Annotated in this window: 19 protein-coding genes and 1 riboswitch; of the genes, 8 read left to right on the top strand and 11 right to left on the bottom strand. The window is 61.6% G+C overall.

Going from position 1 to position 22,384, the window contains the following annotated elements:
- Positions 1-100: 100 nt before the first annotated feature.
- Positions 101-179, top strand: a riboswitch (SAM riboswitch).
- Positions 180-344: 165 nt separating this feature from the next.
- From ACUH78_RS17100 to ACUH78_RS17135, 8 genes are all read left to right on the top strand, one after another.
- Positions 345-599 carry a hypothetical protein gene (locus tag ACUH78_RS17100; protein ID WP_445334162.1) on the top strand — a complete coding sequence of 85 codons (255 nt, stop codon included), beginning with the start codon at positions 345-347 and terminating at the stop codon, positions 597-599.
- 105 nt (positions 600-704) lie between these two features.
- A complete protein-coding gene (locus tag ACUH78_RS17105; RefSeq protein WP_445334161.1) occupies positions 705-872 on the top strand; it encodes a hypothetical protein in 168 nt (55 codons plus the stop codon).
- 27 nt (positions 873-899) lie between these two features.
- Entirely contained in the window at positions 900-1,475 is a 576-nt protein-coding gene (locus ACUH78_RS17110; RefSeq protein ID WP_445334160.1) for a hypothetical protein, read from the top strand.
- A 181-nt stretch (positions 1,476-1,656) separates the two neighbouring features.
- Positions 1,657-1,863 (top strand): hypothetical protein, encoded by a 207-nt coding sequence (locus ACUH78_RS17115; RefSeq protein WP_445334159.1) that lies wholly within the window; start codon positions 1,657-1,659, stop codon positions 1,861-1,863.
- A gap of 14 nt (positions 1,864-1,877) precedes the next feature.
- Complete coding sequence (locus tag ACUH78_RS17120) at positions 1,878-2,585, top strand: hypothetical protein (protein WP_445334158.1); 708 nt, start codon at positions 1,878-1,880, stop codon at positions 2,583-2,585.
- A 115-nt stretch (positions 2,586-2,700) separates the two neighbouring features.
- Positions 2,701-3,171 carry a hypothetical protein gene (locus tag ACUH78_RS17125; RefSeq protein ID WP_445334157.1) on the top strand — a complete coding sequence of 157 codons (471 nt, stop codon included), beginning with the start codon at positions 2,701-2,703 and terminating at the stop codon, positions 3,169-3,171.
- Between the two features lie 96 nt (positions 3,172-3,267).
- Complete coding sequence (metK, locus tag ACUH78_RS17130; RefSeq protein WP_445334156.1) at positions 3,268-4,416, top strand: methionine adenosyltransferase; 1,149 nt, start codon at positions 3,268-3,270, stop codon at positions 4,414-4,416.
- Positions 4,417-4,685: 269 nt separating this feature from the next.
- Positions 4,686-5,636 (top strand): hypothetical protein, encoded by a 951-nt coding sequence (locus ACUH78_RS17135; protein WP_445334155.1) that lies wholly within the window; start codon positions 4,686-4,688, stop codon positions 5,634-5,636.
- Between the two features lie 66 nt (positions 5,637-5,702).
- Here ACUH78_RS17135 and ACUH78_RS17140 read toward each other — a convergent pair whose 3' ends face one another.
- The 11 genes from ACUH78_RS17140 to ACUH78_RS17190 form a co-directional block, all read right to left on the bottom strand.
- Entirely contained in the window at positions 5,703-6,428 is a 726-nt protein-coding gene (locus ACUH78_RS17140; RefSeq protein WP_445334154.1) for a hypothetical protein, read from the bottom strand.
- Positions 6,425-8,434: a BREX-3 system phosphatase PglZ gene (gene pglZ / locus ACUH78_RS17145; RefSeq protein WP_445334153.1), complete on the bottom strand. Its 2,010-nt coding sequence runs from the start codon at positions 8,432-8,434 to the stop codon at positions 6,425-6,427. Before pglZ ends, ACUH78_RS17140 begins: the two co-directional genes overlap by 4 nt.
- Positions 8,431-8,970 carry a hypothetical protein gene (locus ACUH78_RS17150; protein WP_445334152.1) on the bottom strand — a complete coding sequence of 180 codons (540 nt, stop codon included), beginning with the start codon at positions 8,968-8,970 and terminating at the stop codon, positions 8,431-8,433. The genes pglZ and ACUH78_RS17150 overlap by 4 nt, the downstream gene beginning before the upstream one ends.
- Before the next feature lie 4 nt (positions 8,971-8,974).
- Positions 8,975-11,791 carry a DEAD/DEAH box helicase gene (locus ACUH78_RS17155; protein WP_445334151.1) on the bottom strand — a complete coding sequence of 939 codons (2,817 nt, stop codon included), beginning with the start codon at positions 11,789-11,791 and terminating at the stop codon, positions 8,975-8,977.
- 2 nt (positions 11,792-11,793) lie between these two features.
- Positions 11,794-14,574: a DNA methyltransferase gene (locus ACUH78_RS17160; RefSeq protein WP_445334150.1), complete on the bottom strand. Its 2,781-nt coding sequence runs from the start codon at positions 14,572-14,574 to the stop codon at positions 11,794-11,796.
- On the bottom strand, positions 14,567-15,874 hold the full coding sequence (locus ACUH78_RS17165; protein ID WP_445334149.1) for a hypothetical protein: 1,308 nt from the start codon (positions 15,872-15,874) through the stop codon (positions 14,567-14,569). The genes ACUH78_RS17160 and ACUH78_RS17165 overlap by 8 nt, the downstream gene beginning before the upstream one ends.
- Before the next feature lie 55 nt (positions 15,875-15,929).
- Entirely contained in the window at positions 15,930-19,670 is a 3,741-nt protein-coding gene (locus ACUH78_RS17170; protein ID WP_445334148.1) for a DUF6079 family protein, read from the bottom strand.
- A 35-nt stretch (positions 19,671-19,705) separates the two neighbouring features.
- Complete coding sequence (gene brxF / locus ACUH78_RS17175; protein WP_445334147.1) at positions 19,706-20,161, bottom strand: BREX-3 system P-loop-containing protein BrxF; 456 nt, start codon at positions 20,159-20,161, stop codon at positions 19,706-19,708.
- On the bottom strand, positions 20,154-20,372 hold the full coding sequence (locus ACUH78_RS17180; protein WP_445334146.1) for a helix-turn-helix domain-containing protein: 219 nt from the start codon (positions 20,370-20,372) through the stop codon (positions 20,154-20,156). Before ACUH78_RS17180 ends, brxF begins: the two co-directional genes overlap by 8 nt.
- 209 nt (positions 20,373-20,581) lie before the next feature.
- Positions 20,582-21,238 carry a putative periplasmic lipoprotein gene (locus ACUH78_RS17185; RefSeq protein ID WP_445334145.1) on the bottom strand — a complete coding sequence of 219 codons (657 nt, stop codon included), beginning with the start codon at positions 21,236-21,238 and terminating at the stop codon, positions 20,582-20,584.
- A 365-nt stretch (positions 21,239-21,603) separates the two neighbouring features.
- Positions 21,604-22,284 (bottom strand): SOS response-associated peptidase, encoded by a 681-nt coding sequence (locus ACUH78_RS17190; RefSeq protein WP_445334144.1) that lies wholly within the window; start codon positions 22,282-22,284, stop codon positions 21,604-21,606.
- Positions 22,285-22,384: the final 100 nt, after the last annotated feature.

The raw sequence follows: 22,384 nt of genomic DNA on the forward strand, positions 1-22,384 counted from the left end.
ATGAAACCGGACAGATCACGTGCTACAAGTCCGGACAGTTTATGTGCTCCCTACAGCCTATTCTTCCGGTCTTGACAACGCAAACGCCTCTCCGCTTTAATCCAGTCATCGCGCCGATTTGAGAACACAGCTTGCGGGCGCGTAATAAATGCAGCTAAAGCGGCCACACAAGACCCGCTGAGCCTGCATGGCCGACGGGTCTTTTTGTTTTTGCGGTAACTGAATAACACCACGAAGGAAGCACCGGCGTGACCTGATCGATGCACTCGAGTCCTTTTGACCGCTGCCCTCCCCCGTCCGGGGCGAGGCGCGGGGATGGCTCGAACATCGACAGGAGAAACGCCATGTACAAGCAAAGCCGTCGGCGCCGCAACCCGGCCGCCCGCACCGCCCCGCGCGAAGTCGTCGTCCTCGACGACGGCAAGCGCCTCACCGGTCGGCTGATGCACAACGCCTTCGTGTGGACCGAGGATGTGCTCTCGGCGCAGGAATGGCAGGCGGCAGTCGCCGCCGCCGAACACGACCCGGACATCACCGTGGTGATCCGGGACGACAAGGCAGCACCCCAGGACCGGCAACGGTCCAACCGCCGGCATTAACGACAACTTGCCGGGGCGGATGACAAATACCGGCTAAAGCGTCACCGCCTCTTCGCCCCCGCGAGGCCGGTCACGCCGGCTCAACAGGGGGCGAGGAGCAAGACCATGATCAGCACGCAATCCACGGGCGACCGGCGCCTGACCCCCAGCCAGCGCGAGGCGCTCGGCAAGTTCGTCCCCAATCCCTTCCCGCCTGCACATACCGGCACGCCCGTGCGCCAGCCATCGAGCGAGCCTCTCCCGATACGGCCGCACTGGCTGGGCTGGCGTTGAGCCGGGCCACACGAGGAGAAGATCATCATGTGGCCTTACGCAACCCGAGGCTCCCGCTTCCTGGGCGACATCAGCGAGATCAGCCCCAGCGCGCTCGAGGCGGAGGACTTCAGCACCAATGCGGTGTCGATCAAGCTCTGGCTTCCCGAAAAGCTGGTCGCTGCCATCGATGTGCTCTGCGACCAGCACGACGCGAGCCGCCCGGACGTGCTGCGCTGGATCCTCTTCGAGCACGTATTCGGTCGGGTCGAGCTCGCGCACCTGCAGCGCCGAATGAGCGCGCAGCTCAAGGAGATGGAGAAGATCGAGATCTTGCGATCCGCCCGGCGCAGCACCACCGAAGACGGACCGACACCCCGCGAGATCAACGCCCGCCACCTGGGCAAGGCCACCGAAGACCTCAAGCTCTTCCTGCCCGCGCGGCTCAAACTCGAGCTGCAGAACCTGGCCGACGCCGCAAAGCAACCGCTCTCCGATTACCTTCGCGCGGTGCTCGCCCGTCACCTGCTCGGCGAACGCTTCTTCCGCGACTGGCAGGCAGCGCTCGCCAAGGCCAACGCCGAGGCGGCCCGGCACGAGTCCGACATCGTCCTCTCGCGCTAGCGCAAGGCCACCCACCCGGGCACGGCCGAGCGCAGTTTGCGGGGAATTTCTCCCTTCGGCTCGGCCCGCCCGGTAGTCTTTCACCCATGCCGTAACGGCATCCCGTCCCTGATTTAGCCCCACTTGCGGGGGACGTTAAACGCATACCGCTAAAGAGGGCGCTTCTGTTCTGGAGGCGAACATGTCCCGCGACAAAGCAATCAAGGCCGTTCAGCGACTGATCCGGCTCTACCTCTCCAAGCACGGCTACCACGTCGAGCAGTCCGGCCAGCAGTGGCAGTGGCGCCGTGACGGTGCTGCGGCAACCCCGGCGGACGACGAACTCACGGCCATCCTGGCTGCCGCCGAGGCGCTCATCCGCACCTCGGTCGGCACCGCTGCAGCTTGAGAAAGGAGACCGCCATGGATCGCCGCACTTTCCTCAAGGCGCTGGCCTCGTTCGGCGCCTCGATCGCCCTGCCCCTGGATCTGGCCACCGCGTCCAATGTCGAGGTCGACACGGCCTGGACCGAAGCCGAGAAGACTTGGGATCTGTTCGAAGTGAGCGAATTCCGCACACTCTCGTACGCCAACTTCGAGGAGCACACCACGCGCTACGACGCCTATGGTTTCAGCGACGCGAGCGACGTCGATGCCTCGATGCTCGAGAGTCATTACGACCTCTACGACCCCATCCAGGCGCTCTACCGCGAGCACCTGCTCGAGCAGGATCCCGCGCTCGACGAGGCGACGCTCGACGAGCGGGTCGAGGCCGAGTGGCTCGAGTGGTGCCAGCAGGCCAGCGGCACTGATCGCACCAACATCCGCTGGATCATCGACGACTGGCTCTCCGAAGCGCCCGATCCCTGCCAGGAGTGGGAGACCTACTACAAGACCGGCGACGCCCAGGGGGCGGCCTACGACCATTTCCTGCGCGAAGACCCGGAGCTGATGGATGCGCTCGGCATCGTCGTGATCGAGGGCGACTGCCCTGGCAGCAGCTACTACGCCGCCGAACTGCACACCGAGGTCGACGCCGCCAACCGCATCGCCGCCGAGCGCGGCTGGACAATCCGCTTCGTCTATGACGGCGAAGACATCGTGCGCTACGACCGCAAGCCGATCGTGTGATCGAACAACTCTGCCGACATCGGCCCGTGCCGGCAGAGCGCAGTCAGGGCCAAGGGGGATTTGATCCAGATTGCGGCACCCGCCACTTCGGCAAAGCCGCTAAAAAGGAGCAGACATGCGCAACGACGACAACCACGAGCCGGATGACGGCATCACCGCCAGCTACATGATTTCTCCCGACTACGGCGATGCGTTCGCCTGGCGTCGGGTCGAAGGGGTGGATTCGCGCTACACCCTCGGGGCGGACTCGGGGGGATGGAGTGGCCCGCACCCGATCTCCGATGCCCTCTTCCAGGATTTGCATGAATGGTACGGGCGCTTTTGCAGGGCAGACCCCTGGTCCGGCAAGCACGAAATGGACTGGGAGGCCTTCCACCGGGATGGGGTCGAGCTAGCCCGCCGGGTCAAGGCCGAGGTGGGTCCCACTGCCAAGGTGTTTTATGCAAAGCCCATCGAAGATCCTGGCTTTCTACATCAGCGACTGCGGGAGATCCTCGACGACGGATCCGTGCTCATCTTCCCCGATGAACCCTTGACGCTCTCCCCAGATTGGGGCATCGAACTAGACGAGTCCTATGACGACTGAGAGCAACGACCGGACAATCACGTAACCCTCGAAAGAACTGCAGGCTGGCGTGCTCGCATCACGGCGCCAGTCCTCACCCATAAAGACATTCAGGCAATGACGAACCACTCCTACCTCTTCACCTCCGAATCCGTCACCGAAGGCCACCCCGACAAGGTCGCCGACCAGATCTCCGACCGCATCCTCGACGCCTTCCTCGCCCGCGACCCCAAGGCCCGCGTCGCCTGCGAGACCCTGCTCGCCGACCAGTACGTGGTGGTCGCCGGCGAATTCAAGACACGCGACGAGGCGGTCTTCCGCGACATCGAGACTGCGGCCGAAAGCATCGTGCGCAAGACGCTCGCCGACATCGGCTACACCGACGCCGCAACCGGCATCGATCCGCGCCGCTGCGAGATCCGCATCGCCTTCAACCACCAGTCGAGCGAGATCGGCCAGGGCGTAGACCGGGCCGACGGCGAACTCGGCGCCGGCGACCAGGGGCTGATGTTCGGCTACGCCTGCGACGAGACGCCCGAGCTGATGCCGCTGGCGATCAGCCTCGCGCACCGCCTGGTGCGGCGGCAGGCCGAGCTGCGCAAGTCGGGCGCCCTACCCTGGCTGCGGCCCGACGCCAAGAGCCAGGTCACCGTGCGCTACGAGGGCGGACGCCCGGTGGCGGTCGAGAAGGTGGTGCTCTCCACCCAGCACGCCGAATCCATCGACACCGACACGCTGCGCGCCGAGGTGCTGCGCCACGTCATCGACCCGGTCGTGCCGGCAGAGCTGCGCAGCCCGGGCTTCGAGGCCCTGATCAACCCCACCGGCCGCTTCACCGTCGGCGGCCCCAAGGGCGACACCGGGCTCACCGGGCGCAAGATCATCGTCGATACCTACGGCGGCGCCTGCCCGCACGGCGGCGGCGCATTCTCGGGCAAGGATCCGAGCAAGGTCGACCGCTCGGCGGCCTACATGGCGCGGCACATTGCCAAGAGCCTGGTCGCCGGCGGCCTAGCGCGGCGCTGCCTGATTCAACTCGCCTACGCGATCGGCGTGGTCGAGCCGGTGTCGGTGATGGTCGATACCTACGGCACCGGCACCCGACCGGACGAGGAGCTGGAAGCCCTCGTGCGCGAGCGCTTCCAGCTCACGCCGAGGGGGATCATCGACTCGCTGGGGCTCGAGCGGCCGATCTATGCGCAGACGGCGAGCTACGGGCACTTCGGACGCACTGAAATCGAACTGCCCTGGGAGATGGTCCGCTAAGAATGTGACCGAAGCGGCCTCCACAAAGCCGGTCGGACGACAGAGTACGTGGCTTGGCAAGCCTCGGTGCCGACTGTGTGTAGAGGGCGATTCGTTGACGACCGCACCGTATGTCGATGACGGAATCAATGATCACGATGACATTCGGTATCATGGCGGCGTATCAGCCACATGGCATCTTCTCGGCAAGAAGCTCTCGATCTCGGTTGCCAACCCAGATCGACTGGCCTCGAGTGAGACCGAGTTCGGCTAGACGATGAGGAGTCAAAATGTTCTGGAATAAAAAGCCCGACCCCAGCCCGATGGGCGTTCCTCTCGGCGAGCTGCTTGCGATACTTGGCAAGACTTCCATCAAAGCAACGCTGAAGGACAACACGCTCTTCGCCCGGCATGACAATTACACGGTGTGCCTCGACGTAGTACCTCCGGATGTTCGCGAATCTGAGAATGGTCCGATACAAGCCGTCGTTCGTGTCGTTACGGCCTTGCCCTCTCCAGTGCAGAGCCTCTTCGACGGTCGCGAATCGAGCGCGACTGCGGCATATAACAGCTTCGCCGCACTCGGCGCCCTCTACAGCGACGATGGCGACGTGCAGATCGGATCTCGACTCACGATCTACGAAGGCGAGGATGCTTGGCAGTCACTGCATCTACCCTTACTACTCTTCACAACAATTTTTGGTACCGAAGCGATCCTTGGCGCGCTCCGCCGGACGTTGACGGACGAGGGGCCCCGTGGAGGAGATTCCAAGTGGACAGCTCGCGATTTCGATCAAGTTGAGTCGTACCTATCGCGTGTCTGCGCATGCACAACTGGAGGTCTCGGACTCACGGCGGAGTTCGGGCTTAGCGACGGAGCCATCAGCGCAGCCCGCGGCGATCACAAGACCGCCTTGTTCCAGATGATGGCTGATCAACCGCATCCCGAGCTTGGCGGTGGGCTCTTCTGCTTACTGCAAATGCCTCATCGGGTGCGTGATGAGGAACGCTTGAACAGAATCTGCCTACAGCTAAACAAGATGGAAATGGCAGCCGATGACCTGCCCCCACACTTCGGCGCGTGGTGTCCAGGCAGACTCGGAGACAACCCATCATATGTAACCTTCCTTCCCAATGCCCTTCACGCGGTACCGGGAGTAGCGGCCAACATGAGCTTCTGGGCAATGAATCGCGCACAGTGGGCAAATGCAATGCTCGTGGCGTTAGGCGAACGGGCGTAACTGCGGCCAGATGGATTTGCGTCGCCAATCACAGAAACAACCACCTAAGCGACCCACCCAAGCACTTCAAACTGACTCCCGCAGCGCCGCGTATTGGCTACTTGGCCCCTCGCTACGCAGCACCAGTTGAGGTGCGCGTGAGACGACATATGTCAATGGCCGGGTGAAGTTGAAGGGAAACAGCACCGGTAGCGATTGAATGCTCTGAACGGGCACTGCCTTGCCCATGTACCGCAGCGCCGCCTCGATCAGCCACTCCGTGAGCGTGTCGTCATCTACGTCCTTCGGCGGAAGACGGACAACGCGTCTGCCCCCTTCCACGCGTTGCACGCTACCCCAGCTCGATTGGGTCTGCAGAACCGCCTGCGTCGCACGCTTCGTGACCTGGCGGTCGCCATACACCTCACTCATCCGCCGGTGAATCTCCGCTGAGGAGCAGTCACCCTGAAGCATCGTTAGCCGGCCGACAAACTCGGCAACCCTCCCGAAGAACGAATAAGTGGCGATCGCTACACCCCACGCATAGGCTGCAAGGCGATCAGGATCCTCATCACGCCCTACAATCGCGCAGCCGCGCTCAACGAAATCGGCCAAGTCATCCCGGGGGGCCAAGCCCAATCCGTTGAGCTTGGTCAGCGTCTTCGACAGTGCTTCCTTGCCGAGGCCAGAAGCCTGCAGCATGTCGTGCAAGGTCGCTAGCGGCATTGCACCTTGGCGCACCGCGACAACGGCTGCCACCCAGTCGTGCTGGATGAAACGGTCAAAGCCGATTTGAGGCGCCGGCACACTCATTCAAGACCCTTCACAGAACTCACTTTCACAAAAGGCACAATCAGCTCTTCGACTGAGACCCCACCGTGGACGACAACCTGCTCGCCTTCCGGCACAAAGGCTGTCCTGCCGCCAGCGAAAAGCGGCATGAAAGTCGCCGGCAATCCAGCGACGTCCAAGCGAACGGTACCTGGGTAAGCCACTGCGGAATCTACGAGCAGAGACTCGCTCCGATATACGCGGACACGCTCACCCCGTGTCTCGGCAATCACGCCTTGGTTGGGCCGCCCGATGCCTGTGGCCTCAACGTTTCCGTGATCGGCCGTGAGGTACACGTGATATCCCTTATCCAGCAACAGCGAGAAGATCCGCTCGACAAAGCCGGTCGCCAACCAGGTCCGGATCCACATGGCCACGTCCTTCTTGGATCGCTCCTTGTGGATACGGTCATCGACCTCGTCGACCACCAGCCCCAAGACGTTGGGCCGCCGCGCGTCGATGTCCGCTTCGAGGGCATCGAGCTGCTCAACCTGGCGAAGGGCGCGACGATACATCACCTCGTTCGGGCTCACACCTTCGTTCTGCCAGAACGACTTCCACAAGGACTCTTCCTTGTCAGTCCGGTCGATCGAGGCATCGAACTCGCGTGGTTTCAAGCCTGAAAAAAGCGCTTGGCGCGACACGGATGTCACTGTCGGCAGCCAAGCAAAGACGGTGCCTTCCTCGAACATGAAGCGCGCAGTGGTCGCAGCCAGCCGCTCGCGAATCTGCACCCACTGATCGAAGGCCAGGCCATCGAAAACCAGCAGCGCCACCTTCTTCTCGCCCGATGCGCGACGACCGCGAAGAAAGCGCGGAATGTGATGAACCATCGCCGGCGCTTTGGCGACCGGCTGCAAGATCAGGTCTGCGTAGTGCCCAGCACCAACCCAGGCTTTCAACTGCGCATCAGACTTGGCGCGGAGCGCGCTCATCCGCTCGCCAATGCTGTCACCGGGAATCCAGTTTGTCGATAGATCGTTTGCCCGCGCCTGAACTTCGCCATATCGCTGGGCAAACTCGCCCCAGTCTCGATGTGAAGCATCCGCAGAGGGAACAGCGCCAACCAGGGTATCGACGCCCTGTGCGACCAACAGACTCATGGCAGCTGGATCTGCGACGATGCCTGCCCTCACCCACCCCGGGACACCCTTCGGGACGCTGTAAACGGCCAAGGGCCGCAAGCAGCCATCGAGGAACATGGAATCGACCAGCGTCTGTACATCGGTATGCTCAAACGGGATCTCGACTCCCCCGACGTAATCTCGCGCCGCTTTCTCCGCGGCTCGCGAGCTCTCGAAGCCCAGGCCCCACAGATACCGGTGCCAGGCGTCCTGAACCACTCTGAGCAACGCACTTCTCGATGAGAACCAGGTTGCCACGGGCAGATCGGGAAACAGCCCCTTTGCCTGGATGATGTTGGCTGCGTGTTGTGCGAGTAAGGTGGGAAGTGTTCGGTTCGCAAACTGCATCCGAAGCAGCTCACGCCAAAGGTCCACCGGCGTGCGAATGGAACGCGGCGTGAGCTGATAGACGTGCTCGAGGACGAAGTCCTTTGACTCACTTTCCCCACGCACAGACTGCAGCTCCGTCTGATGAGCGCTAAAGAGCGCCGCGAGCTTGTCCGCTTCCACCTGCCGCACGACGCTGTAAGCCAACCTCGGGAACAACTCGGCAAGACTCAAGCGCACCACTCGACCCGATCGGACGATGTCCCATGGCAGCACGCTCGTATCGGCCCCTCGCAGATGCAGAATCAGATAGGGAGTCGGCCCATCCTCACCGCGATCCCACGCTGCGCGGTAACGCTCTTCAAACTCGGCACGGAATACAAACGGATCCTCGTAAAGCATCACCTCGAAGCCGCGCCCCCTGAGCTCAGCTAACAGCAGCTCATCCAGCAGGACGTCGTCTGGATCGCAGGCGATCCACAACCGAGACAAATCCTCCGCGAACCCTTGGAGCAGCGTCTTGACCCAACTCGTCATCTGGAGACCTCAGATGCGCACTTGGCCCCGAACTGGCTCGAATTGACATACTCGACCCCCGCGTCGTCCTTGATCGGGCGCTTAAACGCGATCGCCGTCAGCACTTGATTCACCCAACTTTCCTCACGCTCCTCGACGAATGCAGGCGGCGGCGCAAAGAAAACCTCGACATACATCGACCGGAGCGCGGACCAGTGTTCATCGTGTGGTACCCGAAGTCGGAAGGCCTCGTGCATCAGTTCGATCCGCGCTGCCACGGGAATGAACTCTGGCAGGACAGGAGCGACTTCAAACTCTTGCTCATGCCGCTGCTCCAGCTCAGCCAACTTGCGCTCCAGCACGACCAACGTTCTCCTGCGCTCCATTTCAGATTGGACCTTGGGCAGCAGCTTCTTCGCGAGAAAGTGTGACAACTTCGCAAGCGACACCGACGGGTTCGTCTCGGGCGTGTCGATACCCGCCACCGCAAACAGATGCGCTAAACGTTCCGGAGCCATCTCAAGCCGCCGACTCAGCTCGTCAAAGTCCTGACTCATCGTCTCACCCACCCTCCGTCACACGCGAGACCCGAACCATCATCACGGCATTCAAATCGGGCACGCTGGCTTCCATATCATCGAGGGCGGCCAAGCGTGCATCGTGTTCCTGCTGCAGCCGCTTGCGCCGGTGCTCACGCACGGCGGGTAAGCCGATTCGTCCGATGGCCTGACCTCGGGCCTCGAACGCATACACCGCTCGTTCGCGCTCTTCCTTCAGCCGGGCGCGGTGTTCGGTCAACAGCTCGGTGAATATCCGTTCACCCTGGGTACTGGCAGCCGCCTGCGATACCTCGAACCACTTCGCCGACTCCTCGGCACCCGTCACGGCATGAACGTCTACGGTTTCGGTCAGCAGCAGATCCCAGACGCGCTTGGCGGTCGGCACGAAGGGGCGGCCTTCCTCGTTGATGAACACGGGAAGGAAGCGCTTCCGACTCAAGCCTTCAGCCGCCAGACTGATCTCCCACAGCGACCAGATGCCGCGTACCGAGTCCGGAAGACCGGTCACGCGGATCACCGGCAGCGGCTGGCCGGCGACAAAGCGCGGCAGCTCGCTGATCACCGCCCGGGCGCGTGGGTCTTCCATCGTGACCCATTCCAACTCCGGGTTCTCATCCGCCGTGCGGGCGTCAAAGCAGGCCTGTGCCGACTCACTGCCGTCTGCCCACTTCACTCGCCACGCCTTGCCAACCTTCGTTGCCGAGCCGCCGCGCGCAGCCAACCCGCTGGTGATGGCGCGCTCCAGCCAGAACTGCGCCGGGTGGTCGCGCCACTTGCGGGCATCATCGGCGTCCAGATCGTGCTCCGTGGTGAGCAGATCGCTGTTCTTCTTCGACTCCGACAGGGTGGATCGAAGCTGCGACACCACCGCGTCGCACTCCTGTTCGATGGCATCCGGGTTCTGCAGGCCATGCACGAACAGCTCGTCGAAGATCGGGTCGGCCTCGACCGAATCCATCACGTCGGCCGCCTTGTCGACGCCAAACTCCTGCGCGATGACCTCGAGCTTTGCCTCCAACACCTGGCGCACCCGATGCTCCACGGTGTCTTCGAGCACAAAGTTGATGGCGCGAACCACGTGCTTTTGTCCGATGCGGTCCACCCGGCCAATGCGCTGCTCGATCCGCATCGGGTTCCACGGCATGTCGAAGTTGACGATGACATGGCAGAACTGCAGGTTCAGACCTTCACCACCGGCATCCGTCGAAATCAGCACGCGCACATCCTTGGAGAACACCTGTTGTGCCCGCGTGCGCGCTTCCAGGTCCATGCTGCCGTTGAGCGTCGCCACCGAGAAACCCCGGCTTTCGAGGTAATCGGCCAACATCGCTTGCGTCGGCACGAACTCGGTGAAAATCAGCACCTTGAGCGCCGGGTCGCCTTCCTCTTGCTGCAGCTTGTAGATCAGCTCCAGCAGTGCCTCGGCCTTGGCATCGGTGCCGGCGGCCTCGGTTTCCCGCGCCAGCTCCAACAGCATCTCGACTTCAGACTTCTCCAGCTCCCAGCCGCTGGATTGCATCGCCAGATCCACCTGGGACTGGCCGTCGAGGTCCGCCCACTCGTCGGCGCTGGTGCTCTCGAAGAGGTTGGCCTGCGGCTGCGGCGCATCAAGCAAGGCCTGGCGCTTTTCCAGCGTGGTGCGGATGGCTGCCGTGCTGGAGGTCACCAGCCGCTGCATCAGGATCATCAAAAAGCCGATGTGGCGCTGCTTGGCCGCCATAGCCTGGTTGTAGCCGTGGCGCACATAGTCGGTCACCGCCTCATACAGTCGCTGCTGCGAGCCGTGGCGGGCCTGCCAGGCAACCGCCTGAAGCCGGGTCACACGTGGCTTGAACAGCGGCTGACCTTCGGCGTTGATCGATGCGCGCTTTTCGGTGCGGATCACGAAAGGGCGTACCCGGTCGCGGCTAACGCTGCTCTCGTCCGGGAAGGCTTCGCGGTCCAGCAACTGCATCAAGCGCATGAACTGGTCAGTCTTGCCCTGGTGCGGCGTGGCCGACAGCAGCAAGAGATAGGGCGACGCTTCGGCCAGCGCGGCGCCCAGCTTGTAGCGCGCCACCTGCTCGGTGCTGCCGCCCATGCGATGGGCTTCGTCGATGATGACCAGATCCCACGACGCTGAGATCAGGTCCTCGAAGCGCTCGCGGTTGTAGGTGTTGAGTTGCTCCAGGCTCCAGCCGCGCCGGCCTTCCAGCGGCTTCACCGAATCCAGCGAGCAGATCACCTGGTCGTGCATGCGCCACAGGTTCTCTTCCTCGCCCGCGCCGCCACTGCGCCACTGCCGGAAGGCGGCAAGCTCGGACGGTTCGATGAACTGGAACTTCTCGCCGAAGTGCAGCCGCATTTCGGCCTGCCACTGGCGTACCAGTCCCTTGGGCGCCACCACCAGGATGCGCTTCACCCGGCCACGCAATTTCAATTCGCGCAGCACCAAGCCGGCCTCGATGGTCTTGCCGAGGCCCACCTCATCGGCCAGCAGGTAGCGGATACGGTCGCGGCTGATGGCGCGGTTCAGCGCGTAGAGCTGGTGTGGCAGCGGCACCACGCTGGACTGGATGGGCGCCAACAGCAGGTTGTCTTCCAGCGCATCCAGCAGCTTGGCGGCCGCTGTGGTGTGAAGGATCTGTTCCACGCTCGGGCGCACGCTTTCCAGCGAAGCCAGGTCCAGCGCCCGAGCGCGCACGACCGCGTCCTTGGCGGGCAGCCAGACGCGATAGGCGACTTCGCCCCACACGTCCTGCCGTTCGATCACACGGCAGGGCGATGCCTGCCGCGTGAACCAGCACCAGTCACCGATGGTGAATCCGCCGCCGGCCACGTTCAGATCCCGTCTTCGGTTCGGGTCAGCGCGAGGTCATAGAGGGTGAGCAGCTTCTCGTCCTCTTGCAGCGTCTCGTCTGGCAACTTGTTGGCGATGCTGATGATGGTCTTGTAATCCTTAGCAGCCCACGCAGCGCGGAAACCGGCACGCAGCACCTCCAAACGCGACTCCTTGATCTTGCGACCCGTGAACGCCCGATAGGTCTCGAACTCCTTCAGCAGCGCCTTCTCGCGCTTCTTCTCCAGGTCTTGTGCCTTGTTCGGGTCGGGCACATACCAGCGATCCTTGGCCTTGGCCACAAGGGCCGGGCTGTTTTTCTCCAACCCACGAAGATCCTTGTGGTTGGTCGAGAGATAGCTGTGAATTTGGCTCGGCACCTCGCCCTTGCCGTCGTACTGGATGAAATTTTCATCCAGCAATCTGATCAGTTCGGGAATGACCTCTCCCTTCTTTTTCGCAGCGCCGACAACTGGCATGTATTCGGTCGTAATCTCCGCATAGGTGGACGGCCGCTTCTTCAAAAAGTCGGCGAGCCAATCAATGGCGCTTCGCTCATCCGAAACAAACATTTCCATTTGCGGCGCAATGGCGACCTGCATGCGCTTCTTGTCGTACTCTGCAGCTTGCTCTGGCAGAAAAACCATCCCGTCTCGCGGTTCGAAACGTTGGCTTAGACCAGCCTGAAATTCCTGACTGGAAAGCGGCACGGGGAAGCCGTGCTTTACAAACCATGCCACCATGCGGTCAAAGATAATCCGCGGGTCGCGCTCTTGGATATATTCAAGTTCTCCACCTTTCATCTTGACGGAAGGCAGATAGCCAAGATGGGTTCTCACAAAGTCCCATACCGAATCGACCTCGCCGCCGGATTTCAGGAAACGCGCCTCCAGCCCTCCATTGGGTTTGTAGGCCGTGATCACCAAGTCCTGTTTGACAGAGGTTGCATTTGAAACCGCATTGAAACTGCCCTGCACTTTATTGAGAGCTGAGACGTTTGCAATGACGAAGCCAGCCTCCTGCAGAGCGGTTCGGATGCCGTTCCAAACGGCTGCTTGGGTGTTCGAAAAAACCACCGTCATCCATCGTCCTGGCTTGAGCACGCGGTAATACTCGGCAAAGCAAGACTTCATCAGCCGGTGGTACTCGTGCAGACCCTTTTGCTGGCTGTCACTCATGACCGCTTCAGGCCCTTGGTGCGTAAACACGCGATGAAAAGCCTCAACAATAAAGTTCAGCTCGGAATACGCGAGGTTGTCGCCGAAAGGCGGGTCGGTAAAGATGTAATCAATGCTGCTATCGGGTAGCCCCAGCTGGGCAGCTGTCCCGGTGGTAATCGCCGTATTGCCAGCGCCGACTTTGTACTCACGGAACGCTTTGGCCAGACGGTCGAGTTTGCCGCCTAGGTTGTACCAAGGGCTGCATTCGGAGTGTTGTGATGCTACGTAATAGACCCCAGTCATGTACTGGCTCGCCTGAGAAAAACCAGTCGGCCTGTACCTGTTCAAAACCGATAAGCCTGGAATCGATTGCTCGACCATGTACAACAGAAAGGCGCGAATTCGAGGATCTCGGTTTGCATTGGCTTTCTCCCACAGCTTCCCAACAGCTTGTGCAGCACGCGGAAGGAAAAGATGATGGACGTGTGAAAAGGACGCCGATCCGGCGCGCCATTTGTCTCCCCACTTTTGCTGATTTTCCGGGGCGTGCATCATCCGATCAGTGGGTAGCGAGGCAGGAAGTGGCAGGGTGGCAATTTTGGCTATGGTTGCGAGATCGGAGGCGTCGGGTTTTTTCTCATATTTTTTGCCGCCGACGACATAGCCGATGAGGCTCGGAACCCGTTTCGCGGTTTTGATGGCTTTACCTGAAATGGGGTCGACTGTCGTTTCGAGGAGCTTTTCAAGCTTTTTCTTGGTGAGTTCCGCACCACAGTGTAGGCAAGGGAAGTCATCTCGGACCCGTTTGGTGTCCTCGTCCAATGCTTCATCCAGGAAGTTCACCTCGCCAGCGCAATGCGGACAGGTGAAGACCTCACTCCACACCGTGTACTCAATTCGACCCTTGGTCTTGCCATCGGTATGGGTCGTTTCGTACATCCAGCCAATGTCCTGCTCGAGTTCTTTGAGCAGTTGCTTGCCGGCTTTGGCAAAGGCTTCCACGTCGAGCGGGATGTTGTAGTTGGCGCCGATAAAGGTGGCAGCAGGTGAAAGATCATTGATGACGGCACGCCGGGCGCCCCACTTGGGCGCTGGCTTGCCTTGCTTCTTCCACTCCATCTCCAGTTCATGCCGATAGGCTGCCGGAGCCAAGCCGCACCACTGCGCAGCAACACCTGTCATTCCTGACCCGCCGAAAGCATCAAGAACAATGTCGCCCGGCTCCGTGTAGTGCAGGATTGACGGCACGATAGCCAGATGCGGTACCTTGGTGTGATAGGAGTGCGCTTTGTAAAGCGCGTCCGTCTTGCCAACCGTTACATCCACGGTTTGTGGCTCGCGGCTGTACTTCACGCTAGGGTCATACGGCTTGCAGTAGTGGCGCACGAAATCTTCGAGGAACGGGTTCGGGCAGGCGGTGTAGTACGGCGGGTCCGACATCGCCAAGATGGCCTCGTCCGTACCCTGCGGAAATCCTTCGATCTTACGGAACGCCGGATCCTTCAGCTTCTCGGCCAGCAGCTTGGTGAAGTGCTCGCGCCGGGCTTGCTCGCTTGAGAATGTCTGGCCGAGGCATTCGACTGGACCCGTTGTCGGCTTTTGGTTCTGGAAAAAATCAGTCATTGGGCGTGATCTCGCTAAGGTCAATCCGCTCGCCGGTGTCGGCAGCGTTTAATTTCTTGGGCTTTACCGCGATGGCTACGGCTTTTCCGGTTTCGAGTGTCTGGCGAATTGCTTCCTTCAAGACGTCTGACTGGCTTGGAGTTGTGCCCACCCAGGCCTTGGAAACGATGTTCGTGAAAGACGAGTTGTCGAAATGTCGTCCGGCGTTTTCAAAGGTCACGCGCAGTCCACCGCGCGGACCCGGGATGCCTGGGCTCTGGACCAGCAGCTTCCAATAGTCGAGTGGCAGGTACATGCCTGGTACAAGCCCGATATCGTCCGGGTTGAAAACCAGCCGCGAGCAAAGCTTCAGGAAGAATGGGTTCCCTGTCAGGCGATAGCCATCATGCGAGGTATTGGCCGGACAAGCCTGTAAGCTTGCCAGCAAGGCATCCATGCGCGTGATCTCTTCAGCGAGCTGCGTGTTAGGCAACCGGAAAACTGCTTGCGGTACTCCGTTTGGCCCGTCTTCACGCTCCATCGCCTTGTACTGAACCATCACAAAGCTCTGATACGTCTCGTTGAAATAGATGAGGTCGGTGCCAGTCTGCTCTTCCAACGGAAGCCGGTTGGCAAGAATGACCGTGAGCCGTTCCGACGTTGCTTCTGATTCAAACACTGCAGCGCCGGTGACGCTCACTTGGTCTCGAATAAGAGTGAAGCCTGGGATCTTCATCAGGTCATTGATGACCATCTGATCTTCGCGCAATCGAGCGCTGGACAAGCCATCAAGGAAAGACGCTGGCGTTACCTCTGGCGGCGACCAAGTTTGAACGGGCTCGCGGCTCAACCCTGCAATGGATAGTGCGGTGAGCACAGCTTCTTTCTGCTGCGCCAGGTTGTCCTGAACCTTGGGAGACAGACTTTGAATACGCGCAGTTCGTGCTTGACTGAACCGCTCCAGCAATGAACTTGCCTGAGGTGCGAGCTGCCGAATGGCCTCGATGACGGCGGTAAAGCCTTTGTCTGTCAGGAGCCCACCGGACTTGAAGCGCTTCCTCACGGATGCTGCATTGCGTTTTGGCAATCGATTGGTGACTCGCTGAACCGACAGAGGCTCTGCGAGCTTTTCGACTCGGTCGATGTTCAGGCGGCTGAGTCCAGTGCCAGCACGCGTGCCTCTGCGCCCTAGACCGATGTGGGTGATCTTGTGGGCGTCGACTACGAAGCAAACCAAGGGCACGTTTCGGCTGTGCTGAAAGTCGGCAACTGGCTCGGCGAACGCGCGCTCCTCGGCGACACATTCAAGGAATGTGCTCATCCGATCTTTCGTGAGGAGTACGGCGAAGCCGTTTGCCTTGGCCATTGGATTCAGCTCACTCGATCACGAAGCGCAGCTTGGTGGCATCCTTGCCCTTGCAGCGCTCGTTCATGAAGGTGTCGAAGCGCTTGCGCAGGTCGTCCGGTGTGGCCGGCGAGCCGCCTTGCAGCAGCGCCTGCTTGATCTCGTCGCCCTTGACCGCGATCTTCTCCAGCCCCGATAGCGCCTCCTGCACCGCGTTTGCGAACTCGCTGGTCATCGGGTCCGGCAGCTTGCGCGAGGCCAGGAAGGCATCGATCAGCTTCTTGGACGCGGGCGGCAGCAGGCCCAGGCTGTCCTGCGTGAACGGGTCTTCCAGGTTCTCCAGCAGGGTCTGCTTCCAGTTGGCCACCAACTGATCCAGGTCATCGTCGAGCTTGTGCAGGCGGTTGGCCGCCGGGATCAGCTCCAACTGCTCGGCAGACGGGCGGAACTGGCAGTGCGGACATACGGCGGCCGTGACCAGGGTCGGCTCGTCCAGGGAGGAACAACTCTTCAGGCCGTTGAGCGACTCCTCGAAGGCAGTGAGTTGGCTGGTGGGCATCAGCGACACGCCGGCCAACACGCGCAGCGCCAGCAGACGATCGTCCTTGCGCAGGGCGTTGCGGGTCTTGTCCTCAGCTACACCCAGCCGCGCCTTGCTGTGGCTGGCGATGTAGGCGGTGATGTAGTCCTTCTTGAGCTGGTTGAGCGTCTGCCGGTATTCGGCGGCGTGCTCGGCTGTACGGTCCTGACTCAACTTTTCCTGCAGTGCCTTGCGGGCCGTCTCGGCCTGCTTCACCCAGGGGTGCTCGGCGGGCAACACCATCTCGGCCTGCGAGAGGTAGGACGCCGTGCTGCCCAACTCCACCACCAGTTCGAGAAGACGCTCGACGGCGGCCAGGATCTCCAGATTCTTCTTCTGGCCGTCCAGGTCTTCCTGTGTGACGCGCAGGTTCTTCAACTTGCCGACGGTGTTGTACGGCGCCAGCGACTCGGTAAACTTTTTCAGTGAATCCAGCCGAACGTGCCAGTCTTTGGCTTCTTCTTCGCGCAGCAGGTTCTGGCCCCAGAAGCCGAGCTTGCCTTGCTGTAGGTCGGAGCCGGCCTTGAGCACGCGCGGTACCAACGCGCTGACTTTCTCCTGCAGTTTGATGACTGGCTCGGTATCGCCTTGGCTGGCCTTCTGGGCCAGGCCAGACGGCAGATCGAACAACTCGAACAGGGCACGCAGCACCGCGAGGTTGATCTCCTTGGGCGCCTCAACGTGCTTGAACTGCTTGAGTTCCTCCAGCGAGCGTTCTGCCAGTTGCGCCAGCTTGCCGGAGTCGATCTTGTCGCCGGTGATCGACAGCACGATGTCGCCGGAGTAGACGAGGCCGCCCAGCACGGTGACCAGCAGATCCGGCTCCAGTCGGTACTTGATCGGCGCGAAATACTCGACGTCAGACGTGCCCGACAACAGTTCGCTACGATTGAGCACCTGGCCGTGGCCCTTGGCCTTGAGCCGGTTCAGCACTTCCTGCGCATAGCGGGAGTTGGCCGGGTCGACGCGGTCACCATCGAGCAGTTCCAGCGCATCGAGGATGGCTGCGGCATCCTTGGTCCGGGTGCCACCGGCCAGCGCTCGCAGTGCATTGCCCACCAGTTGCTTGCGGTTGGCCTCGGTGACCAGCACTGAGAAGGTGGGGTACTCGGGCGAGATGTCGGCAAAGCGCTGGCCCAACGCCAGGCCGGAGACGATGTTCACCACGTCGCGGAAGTTGATGCGCTCGTCCGGGCCCAGTCGCGCGCGGTCACGCAGGGACACGCCCTTGGACCAGTCCTGCAGCGTCTTGGTCTTGCCCTGGTAGGTGACCTCGAACGCGGTCATCTGTTTTTCTTGCAGCCACTTGCTCATGGACCGCAGCGAATCCTGGGCCTTGGACAGGTAGATGGCCTTGGCGCCGCCGCTGGCGGTGGACGCCAGGTCCAATGCTGCCGCGTATTGTGACAAGTAGCGCTTGTAGGCTTCGTCGGGCGACTTCAGGCGGAAGAACACTTCATCCGCCAGGTGGTTGTCGCTGAACTTCGGCTTGTCGAAGGGCTGGATGAAGTAGATGTAGAAGTCGCGCTCGGGCTGGGCCGTGGGCCGGTCATTCGGTGCCCCGAAGAACAGGTAGCCCATGCGCTCGACGCGGCGCTCCTGCCATTCGATCTGGTACTGCCAGATCTGGAAGCCGGGGTAACGCAGATCGTCGCTGCACTCCATCAGCGCTTTGACGGCGCTGTAGTAAGCGCGGTCCAGTGCGTCGTCGGACAGGGCTTCGGCGCGCTTTTCAATCTGCGCGTCGTAGTCGATGTCCTTTTTGAGGTCGAGGTAATACTGCTCGGTGTCCGGCGCCTTGGAAATAAACTGGCCGTTGACGGTCTTCAGCACTTCCCGCAGGACGGTCTGCACCATCGACAGCAGGTTCTCGGCCGGATCACCCGGCATGTCCTCCACGCCCGGCTGGAACAGGCACAGGGCGTCGCGCAACTCGGCGGCCGTGGGGCCAATGGGGACATGGATGTCGCCGCCCGTGGTCAGGCGGTGAACGGCGAGTGCGTTGATGACCCGCAGCGCCATGGCTTTGTAGGCCGGTCGGGTGAAGGCCTGCTGCACGCGGGACTCCAGCACCTCGGACACGCGCATGACTTCCTTGATGTTCGGGTCGGCGCGCAGGACCGAGTTGGCCTTGATGTTGTTCCAGAAGCTCTCGTAGCTGATGAACAGCGGCTTGTCGGCGGGCACTTCCTGGTCGAGGATGGCCAGCATGGCGGCCTCGATGGTCTTGAGCGCGCCGCGCTTTTCGGTGAAGTGGATCTGCTCGAAGGTCTTCAGGTAGTCCGGGTGAACAGGGAACAGCCGCACGTACTCGTCCATGCGCTCGTTCATGGAGCCATAGAACTTGGCGAAGGGCGTGAGGTATTCGCGGATCTTGTTCTGCTGGTCGGCCGTCTTCTTGAGCAGGCGCGCGGAGACGACGAAGCTCACGTCCTGGCGGTCGATCAGGATCTGCGTGAAGCGCTCGTTGACGCGTCGCATGCTGTCGGCCACGTGTTGGAAGCGCACGCTGTCGAAGATGGCTTCCTGCACACCGGCAACGAAGCGGAACTTCAGGTGTTTGGTGACCTCGCCGATCTGCCGCAGGATGGCCAGATCCTGCACAAGCTCGTGGTCCCGGCGGGACTGCAGATACTCCAGGAACTCGTCGACAACGAGCAGCACACCCAGGCCCGGGAATTTCTCGCCGAACGCGGCCATCATCTGCTCGAAGGAGTCCTTGTTGTTGAGCTCTTTGTCGGCGGTCGGGAAGGTGTAGTCGACGCCGAGCTTTTCGAGGAAACGCTCGAGCTGCAGGGTGATGATCTGGCGCAGCGGCATCTGCAGCCCGCCCACCTCGATGCGCAGCACCTTGAAGCGGCCAGCGATCGGGGCAACCGCCTCGGCGACCTTGGGGTGGCGGATCATCGGCGCGTAAGCGGCGTCTTCGGCCACCAGCGACAGCACGGACATCAAGTGCGACTTACCGGTGCCGTAATTGCCGACGATCAGCACGCCCTTGTGATCGACCGACTCGTCGAAACTGAGCTGGGGAACCATGAGCTTGGAGATCCGCTCGGCCATGTCGTCGGAGATGACAAAGGTCTCGACGAGCTTCCTGGCCTCGTCCGGGCGCCCGGCATCGAGTAGTTGGATGACGGATTCGATCTGCTCGAACTGGATCAGGTCGCCGTATTTCATGTGCAGGGCCATACGTTCTTCTCTTTCTTGGTTTTCTGAATCGGGCGTCAAACTTCAAACACGACAACGCCCTCACGGCTGTAGTCGCGATGTTCGGGGTGGCTCATGTCCGCGTAGGTAAGGCGATCGCCCCGCAGCTCCCCCGGCCAGACAGCCACGACGGGTTGCGCATGGGCCAGCCGCTTGATCAGGTCCAATGGGTTGACCTGCAGACTGGGCTCGAAAAGTAGCTCGAGGTTGTCGAGTAACAAGAGGCCGCCTGTCTTGTGATTGTTCGTGATCTCACGCAGCAGCTCGCCGGCGGAGAAGCCACGCTTGTTGTTGGGCGTGGCTGCCAGCAGGCGCGCAAGCTCCAGTCCTACGTTGATGGACTCGCTGCTGAGCTTGGCGGCCAGTTGCCGGAGCCTTTGTGTCTTGCCACTGCCCGGGGGGCCGACGAGCAAGATCAAGGGACTCTGGAGGGCGCGGATATCACGGACGAGTTGCTCGAGGCTGTCAGTCATGCTCGACCTCGCTCTGGGGTGCGCCGACGGCAGTCTGGCTCTTGATCCAGTGCTCGATGTCGGCCCTGAGGAAGCGCCACGTGCCGCCCACCTTGAACGCAGGGAGCTTCCTGGCAGCAGCGAGACGGTAGACCGTCCGATCATTCACCTTGAGGAAGGCCGCGACCTCCTTGATCGTCAGCACTGACCCCTCGATCGGACTTGTAGGCATGGCTGTCGCCCAAGAACACAAAGCACCAAGATAGTGCAAAGCGGTACAAATGACAAAGCGTTGAAGTTCGATCGACGACAAGTACGCTGGCGCATCCAGTTGCAGCTACAGCCGAAAGCGGAGGCATCCCGGGCGAGCACGGAGCGGCGCCAAACGGCGGGGGCGCCAGCTCAACCAGCTTTGTCAGGACCAAAAGTCCTGCAGGCGTTTCAAGGCTTCGCCCTCGCGTACTTGCTCAGCTCGCGATGTAGCTCGTCGAGCAATAGCTGATTCTCCCTTCCGGAGAGCATGAAGGCGTTGAACTTGTAGCCCGTGCTCTCCACCCCCAGAAAGGGTGCGGTCAGATACGTGTATCGCTTTACTCGGACGATCTCGCTTAGGGGGATGGTCTGGACAGGGACGTACAGCTGCCCATCCTCGCGCCACCGAACGAAGTACAGCGCATCGTCGGAAAGAGCGATCTCGACGGGCACAACATCGGGACCATCACCGAGGTTCCAGACCGTGAGTTCGAAGCGATCCTGGTACAGCAAGCCTGGCGCCTGTATCGAAACCGACTTCGTGCCTGTGACCGGAGCCATCGCGTGGATCTTATCGAGCCGGCCCACTGGAGCCGTCGAGCATGCGGACAGGACCCCGAGACATAACGCAACAGCCAACAGCCGCTTCATACCATTCATCGATCTCGTCTCCCGGAAAGCCATAGATCGCCAATTATCGATGATGGCTACGCGCCTGACGTGTGACCCATGTGGTTGTTCGGGCGAAAAAAAGCAGCCATCATTTGCCGTTTGGATATACGGCATCACATCATCAATGAGCAGAGCATCCCGGATTGCCCTCATTTTGGCGAGCTTTGCGGCCACCGCGCCTCTCCATGCGAAGGAGCTCGACCCTAACCAATGCGCTGCCTTGCGCGCAGAACTTCGCCAGATCACCGAGGCGCAGCGGGAGCGTAGTACCCCGTATCTCCAGGACGAGCGCAAGCGGGTGAAGGATCGTATGTGGCGACTGAAGTGCGAGGAGATGGAGCCACGCAGTTAAGACGACCATCACCCTGTGGTTTGCGATAAGTGGACTGGGAAGCAGCCCAGTCGTGGCCCGAACCATCCCGCCGCATTTGCATACGGGGCCTCTCGGTGTGCTTGTTTCAGAAGACTGTATGGAGGCGCAACAGGCCAGTGATCAGCAACGGAGTGACCCTGCTCGTCGGCTGAGGTCCGCGGATGCTTCAAAGCGGTGCAATCAGCCCTGCCCCCTCGTTTCTGACGGTGCCGACCGCCCTGCCCACCGGATACACCGCGAGCGCCGCCTCGGGACACGGCCTCACCAGCGCCTGAACCTGGTCGGCCGCAGTCGCCCCGTTCAGCCACGCCCACCAATCCCCCTGCGCCAGGATCACCGGCATGCGGTCGTGCAGCGGTCGCATCGCCGCGTTCGCCTCGGTGGTGACGATCGCAAACGTGTCGATCTCCTCGCCGTCAGCCGGCCTCGTCCAGCGCTCCCACAGCCCGGCGAGCGCGAAGAACTCGCCCCCGACCGGATGGATGTAGAACGGCTGCTTGCCGCCGCCCTGCTGGTCACTGAGTTGCTGCCACTCGTAGAAGCCGTTCGCCGGCACGATGCAGCGTCGGCGGCGGAACGCCGCCCGGAACGAGGGCTTCTCGCCGACCGACTCGCCGCGCGCGTTGATCAGCTTCGTGGCGATCGCCTCGTCCTTCGCCCACGAGGGCACCAGGCCCCAGCGCAGGCGGTGGATCACCCGCTCGCCGTTCGCCCGCTGGCGCACCACCGGAAGCCACTGCATCGGCGCCGCATTCCAGCGCGGCTCGAACTCGAAGCCTTCGGGCACCGCGTCGAAGGCCTCGCGCAGGCGCGAGACCGGACCGTAGAGGGCGTAACGACCGCACATGCGCGCGCCCTCCCCGGCGGCCTCAGTGCAGGGTGCCGGAAGGCCCGCCCTCGCCTTCCTTCACCGGCAGCAGATCCGTGAACCGCCCCTGCACCTCGGT

It is taken from the genome of Thauera sp. ZXT1-4 (assembly GCF_052598215.2).